Source organism: Burkholderia sp. NLJ2 (assembly GCF_049487195.1).
Classification (GTDB): Bacteria; Pseudomonadota; Gammaproteobacteria; order Burkholderiales; family Burkholderiaceae; genus Burkholderia; species Burkholderia pyrrocinia.
Genome location: NZ_CP137810.1, coordinates 820,380 through 837,477 on the forward strand (window position 1 = coordinate 820,380; position 17,098 = coordinate 837,477).

The window sequence follows — 17,098 nt, forward strand, 5'->3', positions numbered from 1 at the left end:
CTCCGTTGGCGTCATGCGGCGCGGCGCGCCGCGTCGCGTGCGGCGACGGCGCTGCGCACGCGCGGGATCAGTTCGCGGCCGTAGTCGATCGCGTCTTCCAGCGGATCGAAGCCGCGGATCAGGAACGTCGTCACGCCGAGGTCGTAGTAGTCGAGCAGCGCATCGGCGACCTGCTCGGGCGTGCCGACGAGCGCCGTCGAGTTCGAGCGTGCGCCGGTGAGCTTCGCGATTTCGGTCCACAGCCGCTTGTCGACGCGCGAGCCGCGTTCGGCCGCGGCGAGCAGGCGGCGCGCGCCTTCGCTCTGCTGCGGGCCGCCTGCGCCGAGGCCGGATGCTTCGCGCAGCCGGCGTGTTTCGTCGAGGATGCGATGCGCGCGCGCCCACGCTTCGTCCTCGGTCGCGGCGAGGATCGGGCGGAACGATACCGAGAAACGCACCTGCCGGCCGTGCTGCGCGGCTTCGGCGCGCACGCGCGTCGTCAGGTCGCGCACCTGGTCGAGCGATTCGCCCCACAGTGCGTAGACGTCTGCGTGCTTGCCCGCCACCGCGAGCGCGGCCTCCGATGCGCCGCCGAAGTAGATCGGCACATGCGGCTGCTGGAACGGCTTCACTTCCGAAAAACCCTGCTTGAAGCGGTAGTGCGCGCCGTCGTGATCGAACGGCTGCGCTTCGGTCCAGATCCGCCGCAGGATGCCGAGGTATTCGTCGGTGCGTGCATAACGCGCGTCGTGGTCGAGGAAATCGCCGTCGCGCTGCTGCTCGCTGTCCGAGCCGCCGGAGATGAAGTGCACGGCGAGCCGGCCGCGGCTGAACTGGTCGAGCGTCGCGATCTGCCGCGCGGCGAGCGTCGGCGCGGTGAAGCCCGGGCGATGCGCGAGCATGAAGTGGATGCGTTCGGTCGCGGCCGCCGCGAACGCGATCGTCAGCGTCGCCGACGGGCCGGTCGAGTGATGCGGCACGAGGATCCGGTCGAAGCCGGCGGTTTCGTGGGCGCGCGCAAAGTCGCGCACGTAATCGGGATCGACCACAGGCCCGGACGGCGGGTGGATTTCCGATTGCTTCTGGCTCTGGATCATGCCGATGAATTCGACGCTCATCTGGGTCTCCGGTGCAGGGACGTCCCGGCGCACGGCCGGGCAGGAATGGAGCGCAGGTTAACGCCGGGATCATGCGGAATGGAAATAATCAATCCCGATTTGAATATCAGATTTGCATGGTTTGGGTGGGTGGGCACTGCGCATACGCTGTGGGCTCACGAACGATCGGGCGAGTGCGCGTTCAACACGTTCAACATCGCCGACTTCACGCGAAACCGCGCCGCATGACGATCGATCGCCGCTATTGCGGCGTTTGCTGCGGTGGCCGCCTTTGTGTCGCCTCTGCGTCGCCTTTGCGTATTACCCAGGGAATCCGTCTCGATGTCCGCCAGCCTTGCCGCTTCGTCACCGTCGCCGCAGCAGCCTTCGCTGCGCCTTCTGCCTGCCGAAGACTCGGACGATGCAGAAGACGCGCGCGTCGCCGCGCTGCTCGACCGCCTCGCCCCCGAACTCGCCGCCGACGCGGCCCGCAACGACGTCGACGGCCGTTTTCCGCACGAGAACTTCGCGCGGCTGCATCGCGCGGGGCTGATCGCGCAGGTCGTGCCGCGCGAACATGGCGGAGCGGGCGCGACGCTCGCGCGGGCGAGCCGGATCGTGGCCGCCGTCGCGTGCGCCGATCCGGCCACCGCGCTGGTGCTGACGATGACGTATCTGCAGCATCGCGCGCTCGCCCGTGCCGACAACCGCTGGCCGGCACCGGCGCGGCGCGCGGTGTTCGACAGCGCGGTCGCGCAAGGCGCGCTGATCAACGCGCTGCGCGTCGAGCCGGCGCTCGGTTCGCCGTCGCGCGGCGGCCTGCCGGACACCGTTGCGCGCCGCGACGGCGACGGCTGGCGGCTGTCCGGCCACAAGCTGTACAGCACCGGGATTCCGGCGCTGCGCTGGCTGGCCGTGTGGGCGCGCACGGATGAACCGGAGCCGCGCGTCGGCGTGTTTCTCGTGCCGCGCGACCGTGATGCCGACGGCGACCGCATCCGCGTGATCGAAAGCTGGAATCACCTTGGCCTGCGCGCATCGGGCAGTCACGAGGTCGTATTCGACGATGTGCGGCTGCCGGCCGACCACGCGGTCGACGTGCGCGCGCCGCACGCGTGGGCCGTGTCGGCCGCGACGCATGCGGATGCCGACGCGCAGGCCGACCAGCAGGCGTGGATGGTCGTGCTGCTCGGCAGTCTGTACGACGCGGTGGCGCGTGCGTCGCGCGACTGGCTGGTCGGATTCGCGACGACGCGTGCGCCGAGCGGGCTCGGTGCGCCGCTGGCGACGCTGCCGCGCGTGCAGGAGGCCGTCGGCGAAATCGAGGGCTGGCTGCATGCGAACCGCGTGCTGCTCGACGATCACATCGCGCGCACCGACGCCGGCAACGCGCCGTCGGTGACGACGAGCGGCCTCGTCAAGCGGACCGTGACCGAGCACGCGATCCGCGCGGTCGAGCAGGCGCTGAAGCTGTCGGGCAACCACGGGCTGAGCCGTGGCAATCCGCTCGAACGCCACTACCGCGACGTGCTGTGCAGCCGCGTGCATACGCCGCAGGACGACGCGATTGCGATCGCCGCAGGGCGTGCGGTGCTTGACGCGGCGAGTCGGGGCGAAACGAAGGCGGACACGGGCGAGGTGTCACGCTACGAGGACGAACGCGGCCGAAACGATGCGTGAGCTGTGCCGCGCTGCTGTGGAAGCAAACAGAAACAGGGCGGTGCGATGCGGGCGCCGCCCTGTATGGTCAAGCAGCCTTGCCTTGCGTCTGCTCTGGCAACGTGAACGCCGCGCGCGCATGCGCGGCGACGGCCGCAAGCGGCGCGTCGAAGCGCGCCGCATCGTGCCGGCGCAGCAGCCACAGATCGATCTGCGGCTTGAAATCGGCGAGCGGCACGATCTCGAGCGCGTCGCGCAGTGGGCTGCCTTCGACCAGCGGCAGCGGCATCAGCCCGATGCCGAAGCCGTTCGCGACGCTCTGCAGTTGCAGGTCGCGGCCGTAGGTGTCGAGCGTGACCGGCATCGGCAGGCCCTGTGCGTCCAGCGCGCGCCGCAGGCCCGCGCGAAAGCCGCAACCGTCGGGATTGAGCACCCAGCCGCGCGCGTGGCAATCGGCGAGCCGGTAGCTGCGGCGCGGCCAGTCGCCCTTGCGGCCGACCGCGACGAGCCGCGTCGCCAGCAGCCGTTCGCCCTCGACCTGCGCCGGCAGCACCATCTCGCGCGCGAGGAACACGAGCGCCGCGTCGAGTTCGCGGCGTGCAACGCGCTCGACGAGCATGCCGCCCCACGCGGTCGTGACCTGCGTCGCGAGCGCGGGCCACTGCGCGGCGAGTTCGGCGATGAGCGCGGGCAGCATCAGTTCGCCGAGCCCCTGCGTGAGACCGATCCGGAATTCGCCGGCGGGCGGCTGCTGGCCGGCCGTCAGTTCGCGCAGCGCATCGACTTCGCGCAGGATCGCGCGACACTGCTCGAATACCTGCCGGCCGATATCGGTCGGGCGCGGCGGCTTCGTGTTGCGATCGAGCAGGATCACGCCGAGCGCTTCCTCGAGATTCTGGACGCGCCGCGTGATCGCGGGCTGCGTCATCCCGAGCTCGGCCGCGGCCTGGCTCAGGGTCTGGCAGCGGACGACCGCTGCAAAAGCGTCGATATCGCTAATTTTCATGTTTGTTCTGCATGGTCTTTCGGGTGCATCATGACGATCCATCATATTCGGCATCATATTCGAGGAGGCAGCCGATGAGTACGCTTTCGTTGCAGCAGACGCCGCTGCGCCCGTTCGTCGACGGCCTGGGTGCGCTACTCGCGTCCGGCGCGAACGAGGCGCGCATCCTCGACGAGGGCGGCGCGCTGCTCGCCGCGCTCGTCGAACACGACGACTGGTTGCCCGACGCGTTCGCGCAGCCCGATCCCGCGCGCTATCGGCAGTACCTGCTGTATCTCGATCCGGACGAACGGTTCTCGGTCGTCAGCTTCGTGTGGGGGCCCGGCCAGACGACGCCGATCCACAACCACACGGTATGGGGGCTGATCGGGATGCTGCGTGGCGGCGAGTTTTCGCAGCCTTATCGATTCGACGAAGCGGGCAAGCCCGTGCCGGCGGGCGAAGCGGTGTTGCTGCGGCCGGGCGAGGTCGAGGCCGTGTCGCCACGCATCGGCGACGTCCATCGCGTGACCAACGCATTCGCCGACCAGGTATCGATCAGCATCCATGCGTACGGCGCGAACATCGGCAAGGTCGAGCGCGCGGTGTACCTGGACGACGGCACCGTGAAGCCTTTCGTGTCGGGCTATTCGAACGCCTGATGCAGCGCCCGCCGGCGCGGCCCGTTGCGGGCGTGCGCCGGCAGGCCCAAGATTCATCCGTTTCGCTTTCTTCACCGACTTCAACAGAATCCGACAGAGACACCGTGACGCAATCCGCCGATTCCACCTCCCGCTTTCCCGCCGCGTCGTACCAGGACGTGCGCGCGCGCCTGCTTGCCCGCGACGAGATCGCGCTGATCGACGTACGCGAGGAAGATCCGTACGCGCAGGGCCACCCGCTGTGGGCCGCCAACTTTCCGCTGTCCAAACTCGAACTCGACGCGTGGACGCGGATTCCGCGCCGCGACACGCCGATCGTCGTGTTCGGCGAAGCGGGCGGCGAGGATCTCGCGCCGCGCGCGGCCGCGAAGCTCGCGCAGCTCGGCTATACCGACGTGCGGCTGCTCGACGGCGGCCTCGCGGGCTGGCAGGCCGCGGGCGGCGAACTGTTCATCGACGTGAACGTGCCGAGCAAGTCGTTCGGCGAATGGGTCGAGGCCGAGCGGCATACGCCGTCGCTGTCCGCGCAGGAAGTGCAGGCGCTGATCGACGCGAAGGCCGATGTCGTGATCGTCGACGCGCGCCGTTTCGACGAATACCAGACGATGAACATCCCGACCTCGACCAGCGTGCCGGGCGCGGAACTCGTGCTGCGCGTGCGCGCGCTCGCGCCGAACCCGGCAACGCAGGTGGTCGTCAACTGCGCGGGTCGCACGCGCAGCATCATCGGCACGCAGTCGCTCGTCAACGCGGGGCTGCCGAACCCGGTCGCGGCACTGCGCAACGGCACGATCGGCTGGACGCTCGCCGGCCAGACGCTCGAGCACGGCGCGGCGCGCCGCTTTCCGGACGAGATCGACGCGACGCAGCGCGCCGACGCGCGCCGGGCTGCGCGCGCTGTGGCCGAACGCGCCGGCGTGCCGCGCGTCGCGCTCGCGAACGTTGCCGCGCTCGACGAGCCGGGCCGCACGCTGTACCGCTTCGACGTGCGCACGCCGGAGGAATATGAAGCCGGCCACCTGCCGGGCTTCCTGAACACGCCGGGCGGCCAGCTCGTGCAGGAGACCGACCATCACGCGGCCGTGCGCGGCGCGCGGATCGTGCTCGCCGACGACGACGGCGTGCGCGCGGACATGACCGCGTCGTGGCTCGCACAGATGGGCTGGGACGTGCGCGTGGTCGAACCGGCCGGCGCGGCGGCGTTTGGCGAGCACGGCCAGCCGCCGCGCGACGTGCCCGCAACGCCGCCCGCGACCGACGTGTCGCCCGCGACGCTCGCGGGCTGGCTGAAGGAAGCCGCGCCCGGCGAACTCGCGATCGTCGACGTGACGGTCAGCGCGAATTACGTGAAGCGCCATATTCCGGGCGCCTGGTTCGCCGTGCGCGCGCAGTTGCGCGACGCGCTCGCGGGGATCCCGCCCGCGAAGCGCTACGTGTTCACGTGCGGATCGAGCCTGCTCGCACGGTTCGCGGCGGACGACGCGCGCGCGTTGCTGCCGGCATCGGCCGACATCTCGGTGCTGACCGGCGGCACGGCCGCATGGATCGATGCCGGGCTGCCGCTCGAAGGCGGCGAGACGCGGCTCGCGTCGCCGCGCGTCGACCGCTACCGGCGCCCGTATGAGGGCACCGACAACGCGGCTGCCGCGATGCAGGCGTATCTCGACTGGGAATACGGGCTGGTCGATCAGCTGAAGCGGGACGGCACGCACCACTTCAGCGTGATCTGACCGATACGGCGGCAACCGGGTGCGGCAGCACGCAATGCGCCGCGCCCGGCTACCGCACGTTCAGCACGTTCAGCGCTTGAACGTATCGACAGCCGTGCGGCCGACCGCCGGATCGTCGGTGAAGAAGCCGTCGATGCCGGCGCGCAGGTAAGCCTGGATCTCGCGCACCGAGCCGGCCGTGTTGCGCGTGGCCGCCGTGCCGCCGTCCTTCAGCGACGCCGGCAGGAAGTTGTTTTCCGGGCGGAACGTGTACGGATGCACGACGAGGCCCGCCTCATGCGCGTAGCGCACGTACGGCGTCGGCTGCTGCAGCGTGCCGTCCGCGGCGACCGCGATGATCGACGTCTTGTACGGGCCGACGCCGTTCGCATAGGTCGCGATCTCGCGCATGCCGTCGCGCGTCGACAGGTCGCCGTAGGTGCGCTTGTCGTTCGTCTTCACGAAGTCGTACGGGCGCTGGCCGGCTTCGTCCATCAACTGCACGAGCTTCCAGTTCGGCTGGCTCGACTTGATCCGGTTGCGGATCGTCTTCAGGTTCGCGACTTCGAACGACTGGATGTAGACGGTCGCGGTGCGCGACGTGTACGTATCGTTCAGCAGCGCGTCGACGAGGCGGTCCTCGAGCGGCAGGTTGATCGACTGGAAGTAGGTCGGATGCTTGGTTTCCGGATACAGGTGGATCGTGCGGCCGGTCTGCGCGGACATCTGCTTCGCGAGCGCGACGATCTCGTCGAAGGTCGGAATCTCGAACTGGTCGTTGTACGCGGTGTTCGCGGGGCGGACCTGCGGAATGCGCTCGCGCGCACGCAGCGTCTTCAGCTCGGCGAGCGTGAAATCCTCGGTGAACCAGCCCGTGAGCTGCGCGCCGTCGATCGTCTTGGTCGCCTTGCGGCTTGCGAACTGCGGCAGCGCCGACACGTTCGTCGTGCCCGAGATCTCGTTCTCGTGGCGCGCGACGAGCACGCCGTCGCGCGTCGACACGAGGTCGGGCTCGATGACGTCCGCGCCGTCCTCGATCGCCTTGCGGTACGACGCGAGCGTGTGTTCGGGGCGCAGCGCGCTCGCGCCGCGATGGCCGACCACCTGGACCTTCGCGGAAATCGGCTGGGTGGGATCGGACGTCAGGTCGTCGCCGTCGTTGCACGCAGCGAGCAGGAAGGCGGCGGCACAGGCGAACGGGACGTAGCGCAGGGCGCTCGGGCGCGTGAAGAACATGTCGATGAACCTTCGAAACGGGAGTCGGAAAAATCGGAAAAGGGCGCTCGCTCCGCCGGTGCGGCTGTCATGCGGTGCCATACGGAATCGAACGGGACGCGATCGTCGCATCGAATCATTACATATGTATTACTTTGTCCTTTCCGTTTTGTTCGAGGGTGCGATGAGGGCGGCGGGGAGGGGCGCGGCGGCCGTATGCCTGCCGCATTCCGGCCGTCGCCGGGCAGGCCGCGCGCCGGATGCACTAAACTTGCGGGAATTTTGCATCGCAGCGCCCGGGCCGACGCCCGCGCGGCGCGACGATGCGGCGACTCGCGGGCCGGCGCGGGCGCCCGGCGCCCGTGTGCGTCCGGGGCCCGCGCCGGCCGATTTTTCCCGACCCATGACGACCCGAACCGATTCCGCCTACCTGCTCGGCGACCTGCTGAAGAACGTTTCCCGCTCCTTCTACCTGACGCTGCGCGTGCTGCCTGACGGCATGCGCGACCCGGTCGGCCTCGCGTACCTGCTTGCGCGCGCGGCCGACACGATCGCCGACACCGCGCTCGTCGCACCCGATCGCCGGGCGGCGTTGCTGACCGACCTGCGCGACGAGGTCGAGCGGCTCGGCGACGGCGTGGCGCTGTCGCGTTCGCTCGACGACGTGACGCGGATGCAGACGGATTCGCACGAGCACGTGCTGCTCGGCTCGATGGAGCCGATGCTCGCGCTGCTGCGCGCACAGCCGGACGCCGACCGCGCGTCGATCCGCAAGGTCGTCGCAACGCTGACTTCAGGCATGGAATTCGACCTGCGCTCATTCCCGGACGAGCAGTCGGGGCAGGTCGCATCGCTGCCGACGCGCGACATGCTCGACCGCTACACGTACCTCGTCGCGGGCTGCGTGGGCGAGTTCTGGACCGACATGACGGGCGCACACACGCGTGCCGCGCGCGGCTGGGACCTGCCGGACATGCGCGAGAAGGGCATCCGTTTCGGCAAGGCGCTGCAGATGACCAACATCCTGCGCGACTGCGCGAAGGACCTGCGCATCGGCCGCTGCTACCTGCCCGACGACGTGCTGGGCGCGCACGGGCTCGGCGTCGCCGACCTGATGCAGCCCGACGCGTCGGCGCGCGCGCGCGGCGTGCTGGTCGACCTGTTGCGCATCGCGCTCGACCAGTATCGCGACGCGTGCCTGTATACGCTCGCGATCCCGCGCCGCTTCGTGCGGCTGCGGCTCGCGTGCCTGTGGCCGATCATGATCGGCCTCGAAACGCTCGAGCTGCTCGCTGGCCACGATGCGTGGCTCGATCCGGCAAAGCCGGCCAAGGTGCCGAGAAAACGCATCTACAGGATCATGGCGTCGTCGCTCGCGCTGGTCGGCTCGAACACGGCGATCCGTGCGCGGATGACCGCGCTCGCCGATGCGGTGAACGCGCGGCTCGCGTCGCCGGCGTCGCGTTGAATGTCGCCGGCGCGCCGCGCCGGCATCGTCCTTCGGCCCGCGTTCGCCGGGCCGCTCCCATCCGATCTTCCGGCGCGGACTGAAACGTTTTCACGATTTCGTTTCTCGAAATGTGGGTGTCATGAACGTCAGCGATCCTGCGCGGCGGCGTGAATCGCGGCGTCAGCTGCGATCGCGTATTTGTAAGAGGATTATTTGCCGAAGGCGTCTGACGACATCGGTCGGTCGCGTTGCACCAGTAAAAATGTAAAGCTAGGGTTTTCACCGGGAAATGCCGGGAAGGCCCGCCGCGTAAGCGTTTTCAGGTGTTATGTAACTGCTTGGTGAACCCGCGCGTTGCGTCGATCATACGATGACCGACTGCACATGTTGGGAAATGATTGGTAATCCGTCAGAATTGCGCCGGCATGTACTCGCACATGTGTCAGTCATAAAACCACACCAGAAAAGAAATCATTCTTTGAGGACGGAGAATCAATGAAAAAGCGCGTCGCTTTCGCCATGACGGCAGTGGGCCTTGCAGCCGCTACCGCCGCCCACGCCCAGAGCAGCGTGACCCTGTACGGTATCGTCGATAACGCTATCGCTTGGCAGAACAACTCGTCGGCCACGGGCGCGACCACGGGTGGTCACTCGAAGGTGCAGATGGCCACCGGTATTTGGGCGGGCAGCCGCTTCGGCCTGAAGGGCAGCGAAGATCTCGGCGGCGGCACGAAGGCGATTTTCCAGTTGGAAGCCGGCTTCAACGCGAACAACGGCTCGTCGCAGTGGGCGAACGGCATCTTCACGCGTCAGGCGTGGGTTGGTCTGAGCAACGCCGCGTACGGTACGCTGACGGCCGGCCGCCAGTACACCGCGTACTACACGCTGTTGTCGCCGTATAGCCCGACGACCTGGCTGACCGGTTACTACGGCGCGCACCCGGGCGATATCGACTCGCTGGACACCAGCTACCGCGCGAACAACTCGCTCGTCTACATGTCGCCGAAGTTCTACGGCTTCACGGTCGGCGGTTCGTACTCGCTCGGCGGCGTGGCAGGCAGCTTCAACCGCGGCTCGACGTGGAGCGCGGCGATCCAGTACCTGAACGGCCCGGCAGGCATCGCGGTCGGCTTCCAGAAGGTCAACAACTCGACGCTCGGCGGCGGCGTGTGGGGTGACAATTCGACGGTCACGAGCGGCGGCCAGCCGGCCGTGTCGTCGATTAACAGCGGCTACCAAACGGCGCAAACGCAGCAGCGCCTCGGTGTGACGGCCGGCTACCAGTTCACGCCGGCATGGGACGTGTCCGTGTCGTACACGAACGTCCAGTACGTGCCGGGAGTCGGTTCGGCGTTCCGCAACACGGCGATCTTCAACACGGCAGGCGCCGTGCTGCACTGGAAGGCAGCGCCGCAGTGGGACTTCGCGGCAGGCTACTCGTACACGGCGGCAACGCAGTCGAACGGCATCTCGAGCGCAGCCAAGTACCACCAGGTCACGCTGTCGCAGTACTACAGCCTGTCGAAGCGCACGGGCCTGTATGCAGTTGAGGCTTACCAGCACGCGAGCGGCAACACGCTGAACAAGGCTGCCGGTATCCAGGCAGCAACGACGTCGATCGGCGACGGCGTGGGCGCAGGTTCGAAGCAGAACCAGATCGCCGCCGGCGTCGGCCTGATCCACCGCTTCTAATGTCGCGCGGCGCGCGAGCGCCGCTCACGACATGCGGTATGAAAAACCGGCCTTCGGGTCGGTTTTTTTATGTGCGGCACGCGTTACGCATATTGCGGGTTCAGTCATCGGCGGGCATCGAATGGAAGCGGGCGGCGACCGCAGCCGAGCCTGACCAATGCGCCGCACATGCGGTACATGGCCGTGCAGGCCGGCAGTGTTCGGCCGGTGCCAACACCATCCTGTCGGTCACCGCGCCGTATCATCCATCCAGCTCCCCGCCAGCGCCTGAAACAGCGCCGCCGTATCGGCGAGCCGGTCGGCCTGCGCGCGGGTACGGTCGAGCGCCGTCTGCAACGCCTGCCGCTGCGCGTCGAGCAGGTCGAACGTGCTGATCCCGCCCGCCGCGTAGCGATCGCCGGCTATCGCGTTGCTTGCCGCCGCTTCCCCCGCAGCGGTGTCTCTCGCCTGCAGTTCGGCCGCGTCGTGTTCGACCGCGCGCATCGCGTCGGCCACCTGCTGAAGCGCCTGCAGCACGGTTTCCCGATAGCTCGCGAACGCGGCGTCGTACGCCGCTTCGGCCGCGCGCTTCTTCGCGCGCAGTTCGCCGCCGTGAAAGAGCGGCTGCGTCAGACCCAGGCCGACGTTCCAGACATTCAACCCGCTCACGATATCCGCGATGCGCGTGCGCTCCGAGCCGATCCCCGCCGAAATCGAAAAACGCGGATACAAGTTCGCGGTGGCCACGCCGACGTTTGCGCTCGCCTGGTGCAGTACGGCTTCCGCCGCACGGATGTCGGGCCGTTCGCGCGCGAGCGTCGACGGCAGCGTGACGGGCAGCGTGCGCGGCAGCGCGAGTGCATCGAGCGCGAGGTCGGGCAGCATCGCGCTGGACGGCGGCGCGCCGAGCAGGATCGCGAGCCGGTGGCCGGCCTGCGCGAGGCGGGCCGCGAGCGGCGGCAGCGATGCCTGCGTTTGCGCGAGCAGCGCGCGTTGCGCGTGCACGTCGGCCTGCGACACGCCGCCCGCCGCGAAGCGCGCTTCGACGATGCGCAACTGCCGAGCCTGCGCGTCGACCAGTTGCTGCGTGAGCACGACCTGTTGCGCGAGCGATGCGCGCAGGATCGCGGTGGCGACGACGTTGCCCGCGAGCGTCAGGCGCGCGGCGTCGAGCGTGTACGCCTGATAGTCGACCTGCGCGCGCAGTGCTTCGAGCGCGCGCCGGTTGCCGCCGAACACGTCGAGCACGTACGACACGCTGACCGACGCGTCGTACAGCGTGAACGGCCCCGGATTCGGCACGTTGGCCGGCAGCCCGAACGCCGTCGTGTCGACCTTCTCCCGCGTGGCGGACAGGTTCGCATCGACGCGCGGCAGCATCGTCGCGCCGGCTTCGGCCGCATGGTTCTGCCGCGCTTCGTCGAGCCGCGCGCGGGCCTCGGCGAGCGTCGGGCTGTTTTGCCACGCGGTGTCGACGAGCCGGTTCAGCGGTTCCGAGCCGAACTCGGTCCACCAGTGTTGCGGCGTGTGCGCGGCCGCTGCGAACGTCTGCGCGTCGCCCGTCGGGCCGCCGGCGGCTGCCGTCGTGACGGGCGGTTCATCCCGCGTGTACTGCTGCGTGGCCGGCGCGTCCGGCGTGCGGAAATCCGGCCCGACGGCGCAACCGGAGACGAGCAGCGCAGCAGCGGCCAACGTAAGGCCGCGGGCAGCGACGGAGGCGCGATGCGAGGCCGGTTTCATCGCGCGGCGCCTAATCGAGCGTGCGCCGATAGAAGCGCAGCGCGATGCCCATCACGACGACCGTGAACAGTGCGACCGGCCACACGGACGGCCACAGGTCGGCCCAGCCGTTGCCTTTCAGCAGGATGCCGCGCACGAGGCGGTTGAAGTAGGTGAGCGGCAGCAGGTTGCCGATGAACTGCGCCCACTTCGGCATCCCGGCGAACGGGAACATGAAGCCCGACAGCAGGATGTTCGGCAGGAAATAGAACACCGCGAGCTGCATCGCCTGCAACTGGTTCTGCGCGAGCGATGAAAGCGTGATGCCGACCGTCAGGTTCGCGGCGATGAACAGCAGCGCGGACAGGTAGATCGCGAACACGCCGCCGACGAACGGAACCTCGAACACGAACCGCGCGGCCGCGAGAATGATCGATACCTGGATCAGCCCGATAAACACGTACGGGACGATCTTGCCCGTCATCACCTCGAGCGGCCGCACGGGCGTCGCGAGCAGGTTCTCCATCGTGCCGCGCTCGCGTTCGCGCGTGATCGCGAGGCCCGTCATCATCACCATCGTCATCGTCAGGATCACGCCCATCAGGCCCGGCACGACGTTGTACTGCGTGATGCCTTCGGGGTTGTACAGCCGGTGCAGCACGACGTCGAACGCGGCCGGGCGGCCGTTCAGGTGCACGAGCGGCCCCGTCAGGTCCTTGTCCGCGACGGGCTGCACGAGGCCCGGCAGCGCGCCGATCGCCGACGCGGTCGCGACGGGATCGGTCGCGTCCGCCTCGACGAGCAGCGCCGGACGCTCGCCGCGCAGCAGCCGCCGCGAGAAATCGGCCGGCACGCTCAGCACGAACTGCACGTCGCCGCGGGCGAGCGCATGCCGGCCGGCCGCTTCGTCGGGCAGCGTCTCGACGATGTCGAAGTACGCGGAATTGCGCATCGCGGCGATGAAGCTGCGCGCGAACGGGCTCGAATCGGCGACGATCACCGCGGTCGGCAGGTGCTTCGGATCGGTGTTGATCGCAAAGCCGAACAGCGCGAGCTGGATGATCGGCACGCCGACGATCATCGCGAACGTCACGCGGTCGCGGCGCAACTGCAGGAATTCCTTCAGCACGATGCTCCACCAGCGCGCGACCGAGAACGATTCGCGCAGGCGCGCCCACGCGTTCATGACGATGCTCCGCCGGGCGGCCCGGACGCGCGGCCCATCATGAAGATGAAGACGTCCTCGAGCCCGGTGTCGATCGGTGCGACCTGCAGCGCCGCATTCCCGTCGGCCTGCGCCGCGACCTGCGCGAGCGTTGCGTCGAGCAGCGCGCGATCGCGGCCGCTCACGTGCAGCGCGGAACCGAACACGACGGTTTGATCGACGCCCGGCATCGTGCGCAGCCGCGCGGACAGCTCGGTCAGGTGCTCGCCGGTGATCTCGCGCGTGGACAGGCGCTGCGATGCGACGATCTCCGCCGACGTGCCCTGCGCAAGCAGTGCGCCAGATGCGATATACGCGAGCTTGTGGCAGCGCTCGGCTTCGTCCATGTAGTGCGTGCTGACGAGCACCGAGATTCCTTGCGCGGCCAGCCGGTGCAGCTCCTCCCAGAAGTCGCGGCGCGCGGCCGGATCGACGCCGGCGGTCGGCTCGTCGAGCAGCAGCAGTTCGGGCTCGTGCAGCATGCACGCGGCCAGCGCGAGGCGCTGTTTCCAGCCGCCCGACAGCGCGCCCGTGAGCTGGTCCGCGCGGCTCGCGAGGCCGAGCCCGTCGAGCGCGCGCGCGACGGCCGCGTTGCGGTCGGACATCCCGTACACGCGCGCGACGAAATCGAGGTTCTCGCGAATCGACAGGTCGTCCCAGTACGAGAAGCGCTGCGTCATGTAGCCGACGCGCCGCTTGATCTGCGCGCTGTCGCGCACGATGTCGTAACCGAGGCAGGTGCCGCTGCCCGAGTCGGGCGTGAGCAGGCCGCACATCATCCGGATCGACGTCGTCTTGCCGCTGCCGTTCGGCCCGAGAAAGCCGAAGATCTCGCCGCGCGCGACGCGCAGCGAGACGTCCTTCACGACGTGCTTGTCGCCGAAACGCTTGTTCAGGCGATCGACGTCGATCGCGTACGGAGCGGCCGGCGCGTTCATTGCACCCTCACGGCGACGGGCTGGCCCGGATGCAGCTTCGGCGCGTCGGCGACGGCGGGGCGCGCCTCGATCATGAACACGAGCTTGGCGCGGCTCTCGTTGCTGTAGATCACGGGCGGCGTGTATTCGGCCTCGCTCGACACGTAGGTGATGCGCGCGGGCACGTCGGCCGCGCAGCCGTCGCAGCGGATCGCGACCGTGCGCCCCGGCGCGAGCGATGCGATGGCGGTTTCCGGCACGAAGAAGCGCACCTTCAGGTTCTGCGGCGGCAGCATCTGCACGACCGGATTGCCGGCCTGCACCCATTCGCCGACGCGGTACAGCGTGTCGTACACGCGCCCGGCGGCGGGCGCGGCGACGCGCTTCTGGTCGAGCTTCCATTGCGCTTCGGTGACCGCCGCCTGCGCGGCGTCGACCTGCGCGGCCTGCGCGGCGACCTGCTGCGCGCGGCCCGGCAGGCGCGCGACGTCGACCTGGTTCTGCAGCTCGCGCATCTGCGCGGCGGTGGTCTGCGCGGACGTGCGCGAATCGTCGAGTTGCTGCTTCGACAGGCCGCCGGCCGCGTACTGGCGTTCGTCGCGCGCGAGTTGCGCGGCGGCCCGTGCGGCCTGTGCGGTGGCCTGCGCGAGTTGTGCCTGCGTGACCGCGACTTCCGGCGGGCGCTTGCCGGTCTGCAGGTCGGCAAGCTGCGCACGTGCCGCGGCGAGCTGATGCTGCGCCTGCAGCAGCGCGGCCGTTTCGTTCACGGCTTCGAGCGAGAAGGCCGGCGCGCCGGCGACGACGGCCTGGCCGCGTGCGACCGACAACTGCGCCAGCGTGCCCGATTGCGACGACGACAGATACACGAATTCGCCTTCGACGTAGCCCTGGTAGGTCGTGCCGTTGTCCGTCGACCGTCCGCAACCGGCGAGCAGCGCGACGGCGGCCAGCGCGAGCGGCAGTGCGCGGGCCGCGTTCATGACGGCCGCCGCGGTGAGCGCGTCCGCGCACGCGGCGCGGCAGCCGGCGGCTGCAGGCCGGAACCGAGCAGTGCGCGGACGTGCCGGTGCAGCACGTCGCGATCGATCGGCGGCAGGCCGCGCGCGCTTTGCCACAGCTTCGCGGTCGCGAGCGGCAGCATCACGAGCGCGATGATCGAATGAAACAGGAACGCGGGTTCCAGCGCGGGGTTCAGCGTGCCGGCCTGCTGCGCGGCGCGGACGCGTTCGGCGAAACGCCCGACATGTTCGAGCGGAATGCGCCGGACCATCCGCTCGCGCAGCAGCCCGCCTTCATGGACGATCTCGCGCAGCCAGATCGACGGCAGCCACGGCATGCGATGCGTGACGTCGAAGAAGCGATCGACGAGTTCGGCGACGAGCGCGAACGGATCGTTTTCGATCTGCGGCTCGGTCGGCCGCCACACGAACGTGATGACCTGTGCGAGCCGTTCCTCGACGATCGCGTCGAGCAGTTGCTCGCGATTCGTGAAGTAGTAGTGGACCATCGCGGATGTGACGCCGGCGGCGGCGGCGATCTGCGCGACCGTCGTCGCGGCGATGCCGCGCTCGGCAAACAACTGCATCGCGACGTCGAGCATGTGGTCGCGCAGGTCGAAATCGTCCGCCGACGGGCGGCGCCCGCGCGGCCTGGCGACGGTGGATTTCGCGTTCATGCAGACGACGCTAATTGATGAGTTAGTTAATTTCAAGGAAGGGTTTTCGCCGGCGTTGATCGCGATCGGACGCGTGTCGAATGGCGGCGCGGACGAGCAGGGAGGCGGCGCGCGCGGCGGGCAGGGTGCCGGCGGCGAAGTGTAGGGAGCGGCTAATGGGGAAACGGGCGAGCGGAAACCGCGAAACGCGGCGGAGAAACTGCGCGGAACCGGCGGGGAAGCCGATCACGAAACGGAGGCGCGGACCTGATATCGCACGCGCCCCCGAATCATTGTCACTGATCGATCGGCGACTTCAGTGGCTCGTGTTCGCCGGTCAGCCCGAACACGACGAGCTGCGCGGGCTCGGTCGCACTCGCGTTGCGCGACACCTGGTGGCGCGAGCCGGGCGCCTCGTACCAGCCTTCGCCGGCACGATAGCGATGCAGCGGGCCGCCGTTCACCTGCGACAGCACTTCGCCTTTCGACACGACCGCGAACACCGAGCCGAGGTGCCGGTGCGCTTCGGAAGCCTGGCCGGGCGCATAGTCGACGGTCGCGACGATGACGAGCTTGCCGGGCGCTTCGGGCACGGCCTGCTGCATGATCGCGTGCACGTTGTCGCCGGTGTCGTGCGCATGGGCGGCGGCCGGCAGCGCGGCGCCGAGCGCGAGCCCTGCGCACAGGGCGGCTCGCTGGAGCGTGGAGCGGATCATCGTCGTCTCCTTACTCGGGCATCTTGCGGAACGCGATCGCGAAGCGGTTCCACGTGTTGATCGTCGCGATCAGCATCGACAGGTCGAACAGCTCCTCGTCGCTGAAGTGCGGCTTCACGGCCTCCCAGACGGCGTCGGGCACGTGGTTGCTGGCCACCAGCGTCAGCGCCTCGGTCCATTCCAGCGCCGCGCGTTCGCGCTCGGTGAAGAACGGCGTTTCGCGCCACGTGACGACGGTCGCGAGACGGCGGTCGGTTTCGCCGCCCTTGCGCGCGTCGGTCGTGTGCATGTCGACGCAGAACGCGCAGCCGTTGATCTGCGACGCGCGCAGGCGGACGAGTTCGGCAAGCGGCTTCTCGATCGAGCTCTTCGCGAGGAATTCCTCGGCGTTGCGCATCACCTTGATCGCATTCGGGCTGGCGGTATAGAAGTTCAGGCGCGGTTGCATGGCAGGTCCTTTT

The 17,098-nt window shown here is 68.9% G+C and carries 16 protein-coding genes; 6 read left to right on the top strand and 10 right to left on the bottom strand.

Going from position 1 to position 17,098, the window contains the following annotated elements; genetic code table 11:
* Positions 1-11: 11 nt before the first annotated feature.
* Positions 12-1,097 (bottom strand): LLM class flavin-dependent oxidoreductase, encoded by a 1,086-nt coding sequence (locus R9B84_RS26035; protein ID WP_047903415.1) that lies wholly within the window; start codon positions 1,095-1,097, stop codon positions 12-14.
* 321 nt (positions 1,098-1,418) lie between these two features.
* Here R9B84_RS26035 and R9B84_RS26040 point away from each other — a divergent pair, with 321 nt between their 5' ends.
* Complete coding sequence (locus tag R9B84_RS26040; protein ID WP_423762889.1) at positions 1,419-2,756, top strand: acyl-CoA dehydrogenase family protein; 1,338 nt, start codon at positions 1,419-1,421, stop codon at positions 2,754-2,756.
* Between the two features lie 67 nt (positions 2,757-2,823).
* Here R9B84_RS26040 and R9B84_RS26045 read toward each other — a convergent pair whose 3' ends face one another.
* Positions 2,824-3,798, bottom strand: a complete 975-nt coding sequence (locus R9B84_RS26045) for a LysR family transcriptional regulator (RefSeq protein ID WP_423762890.1) — start codon at positions 3,796-3,798, stop codon at positions 2,824-2,826.
* Between the two features lie 17 nt (positions 3,799-3,815).
* On the opposite strand from R9B84_RS26045, the gene R9B84_RS26050 reads away from it, so the two are divergent.
* Entirely contained in the window at positions 3,816-4,382 is a 567-nt protein-coding gene (locus tag R9B84_RS26050) for a cysteine dioxygenase (protein WP_423762891.1), read from the top strand.
* A gap of 104 nt (positions 4,383-4,486) precedes the next feature.
* Positions 4,487-6,112 carry a rhodanese-related sulfurtransferase gene (locus R9B84_RS26055; protein ID WP_423762892.1) on the top strand — a complete coding sequence of 542 codons (1,626 nt, stop codon included), beginning with the start codon at positions 4,487-4,489 and terminating at the stop codon, positions 6,110-6,112.
* 69 nt (positions 6,113-6,181) lie between these two features.
* Here the strand turns inward: R9B84_RS26055 and R9B84_RS26060 are convergent, their stop codons facing one another.
* On the bottom strand, positions 6,182-7,327 hold the full coding sequence (locus R9B84_RS26060) for a glycerophosphodiester phosphodiesterase (RefSeq protein ID WP_423762893.1): 1,146 nt from the start codon (positions 7,325-7,327) through the stop codon (positions 6,182-6,184).
* A 382-nt stretch (positions 7,328-7,709) separates the two neighbouring features.
* Between R9B84_RS26060 and R9B84_RS26065 the strand changes: the two genes are divergently transcribed.
* Positions 7,710-8,774, top strand: coding sequence for a phytoene/squalene synthase family protein (locus R9B84_RS26065; RefSeq protein WP_423762894.1), 1,065 nt, complete (start codon positions 7,710-7,712; stop codon positions 8,772-8,774).
* 477 nt (positions 8,775-9,251) lie between these two features.
* Positions 9,252-10,448, top strand: coding sequence for a porin (locus R9B84_RS26070; protein WP_423762895.1), 1,197 nt, complete (start codon positions 9,252-9,254; stop codon positions 10,446-10,448).
* Positions 10,449-10,676: 228 nt separating this feature from the next.
* Here the strand turns inward: R9B84_RS26070 and R9B84_RS26075 are convergent, their stop codons facing one another.
* Genes R9B84_RS26075 through R9B84_RS26095 form a run of 5 tightly spaced genes read right to left on the bottom strand, consistent with a single transcriptional unit; the run spans position 10,677 to position 15,942 of the window.
* The gene (locus R9B84_RS26075; protein ID WP_423762896.1) at positions 10,677-12,167 is read right to left on the bottom strand and encodes an efflux transporter outer membrane subunit; all 1,491 of its coding nucleotides are present in this window, start codon (positions 12,165-12,167) and stop codon (positions 10,677-10,679) included.
* A 10-nt stretch (positions 12,168-12,177) separates the two neighbouring features.
* Entirely contained in the window at positions 12,178-13,332 is a 1,155-nt protein-coding gene (locus tag R9B84_RS26080; RefSeq protein ID WP_423762897.1) for an ABC transporter permease, read from the bottom strand.
* The gene (locus R9B84_RS26085) at positions 13,329-14,288 is read right to left on the bottom strand and encodes an ABC transporter ATP-binding protein (protein ID WP_423762898.1); all 960 of its coding nucleotides are present in this window, start codon (positions 14,286-14,288) and stop codon (positions 13,329-13,331) included. Before R9B84_RS26085 ends, R9B84_RS26080 begins: the two co-directional genes overlap by 4 nt.
* Complete coding sequence (locus R9B84_RS26090; RefSeq protein ID WP_423762899.1) at positions 14,285-15,247, bottom strand: HlyD family secretion protein; 963 nt, start codon at positions 15,245-15,247, stop codon at positions 14,285-14,287. The genes R9B84_RS26085 and R9B84_RS26090 overlap by 4 nt, the downstream gene beginning before the upstream one ends.
* Positions 15,244-15,942, bottom strand: a complete 699-nt coding sequence (locus R9B84_RS26095) for a TetR/AcrR family transcriptional regulator (protein WP_423762900.1) — start codon at positions 15,940-15,942, stop codon at positions 15,244-15,246. Before R9B84_RS26095 ends, R9B84_RS26090 begins: the two co-directional genes overlap by 4 nt.
* Between R9B84_RS26095 and R9B84_RS26100 the strand changes: the two genes are divergently transcribed.
* Positions 15,941-16,087 carry a hypothetical protein gene (locus R9B84_RS26100; RefSeq protein WP_423762901.1) on the top strand — a complete coding sequence of 49 codons (147 nt, stop codon included), beginning with the start codon at positions 15,941-15,943 and terminating at the stop codon, positions 16,085-16,087. The genes R9B84_RS26095 and R9B84_RS26100 overlap by 2 nt on opposite strands.
* Before the next feature lie 130 nt (positions 16,088-16,217).
* Here R9B84_RS26100 and R9B84_RS26105 read toward each other — a convergent pair whose 3' ends face one another.
* Positions 16,218-16,637, bottom strand: a complete 420-nt coding sequence (locus R9B84_RS26105; RefSeq protein WP_423762902.1) for a cupin domain-containing protein — start codon at positions 16,635-16,637, stop codon at positions 16,218-16,220.
* 10 nt (positions 16,638-16,647) lie between these two features.
* A complete protein-coding gene (locus R9B84_RS26110) occupies positions 16,648-17,085 on the bottom strand; it encodes a carboxymuconolactone decarboxylase family protein (RefSeq protein WP_175959022.1) in 438 nt (145 codons plus the stop codon).
* Positions 17,086-17,098: the final 13 nt, after the last annotated feature.

Coding starts and splice junctions, on each gene's coding strand:
- R9B84_RS26035 (WP_047903415.1), bottom strand. CDS start 1,097: ATGAGCGTCGAATTCATCGGCATGATCCAGAGCCAGAAGCAATCGGAA.
- R9B84_RS26040 (WP_423762889.1), top strand. CDS start 1,419: ATGTCCGCCAGCCTTGCCGCTTCGTCACCGTCGCCGCAGCAGCCTTCG.
- R9B84_RS26045 (WP_423762890.1), bottom strand. CDS start 3,798: ATGATGCCGAATATGATGGATCGTCATGATGCACCCGAAAGACCATGC.
- R9B84_RS26050 (WP_423762891.1), top strand. CDS start 3,816: ATGAGTACGCTTTCGTTGCAGCAGACGCCGCTGCGCCCGTTCGTCGAC.
- R9B84_RS26060 (WP_423762893.1), bottom strand. CDS start 7,327: ATGTTCTTCACGCGCCCGAGCGCCCTGCGCTACGTCCCGTTCGCCTGT.
- R9B84_RS26065 (WP_423762894.1), top strand. CDS start 7,710: ATGACGACCCGAACCGATTCCGCCTACCTGCTCGGCGACCTGCTGAAG.
- R9B84_RS26070 (WP_423762895.1), top strand. CDS start 9,252: ATGAAAAAGCGCGTCGCTTTCGCCATGACGGCAGTGGGCCTTGCAGCC.
- R9B84_RS26075 (WP_423762896.1), bottom strand. CDS start 12,167: ATGAAACCGGCCTCGCATCGCGCCTCCGTCGCTGCCCGCGGCCTTACG.
- R9B84_RS26080 (WP_423762897.1), bottom strand. CDS start 13,332: ATGAACGCGTGGGCGCGCCTGCGCGAATCGTTCTCGGTCGCGCGCTGG.
- R9B84_RS26085 (WP_423762898.1), bottom strand. CDS start 14,288: ATGAACGCGCCGGCCGCTCCGTACGCGATCGACGTCGATCGCCTGAAC.
- R9B84_RS26090 (WP_423762899.1), bottom strand. CDS start 15,247: ATGAACGCGGCCCGCGCACTGCCGCTCGCGCTGGCCGCCGTCGCGCTG.
- R9B84_RS26100 (WP_423762901.1), top strand. CDS start 15,941: ATGCAGACGACGCTAATTGATGAGTTAGTTAATTTCAAGGAAGGGTTT.
- R9B84_RS26095 (WP_423762900.1), bottom strand. CDS start 15,942: ATGAACGCGAAATCCACCGTCGCCAGGCCGCGCGGGCGCCGCCCGTCG.
- R9B84_RS26105 (WP_423762902.1), bottom strand. CDS start 16,637: ATGATCCGCTCCACGCTCCAGCGAGCCGCCCTGTGCGCAGGGCTCGCG.
- R9B84_RS26110 (WP_175959022.1), bottom strand. CDS start 17,085: ATGCAACCGCGCCTGAACTTCTATACCGCCAGCCCGAATGCGATCAAG.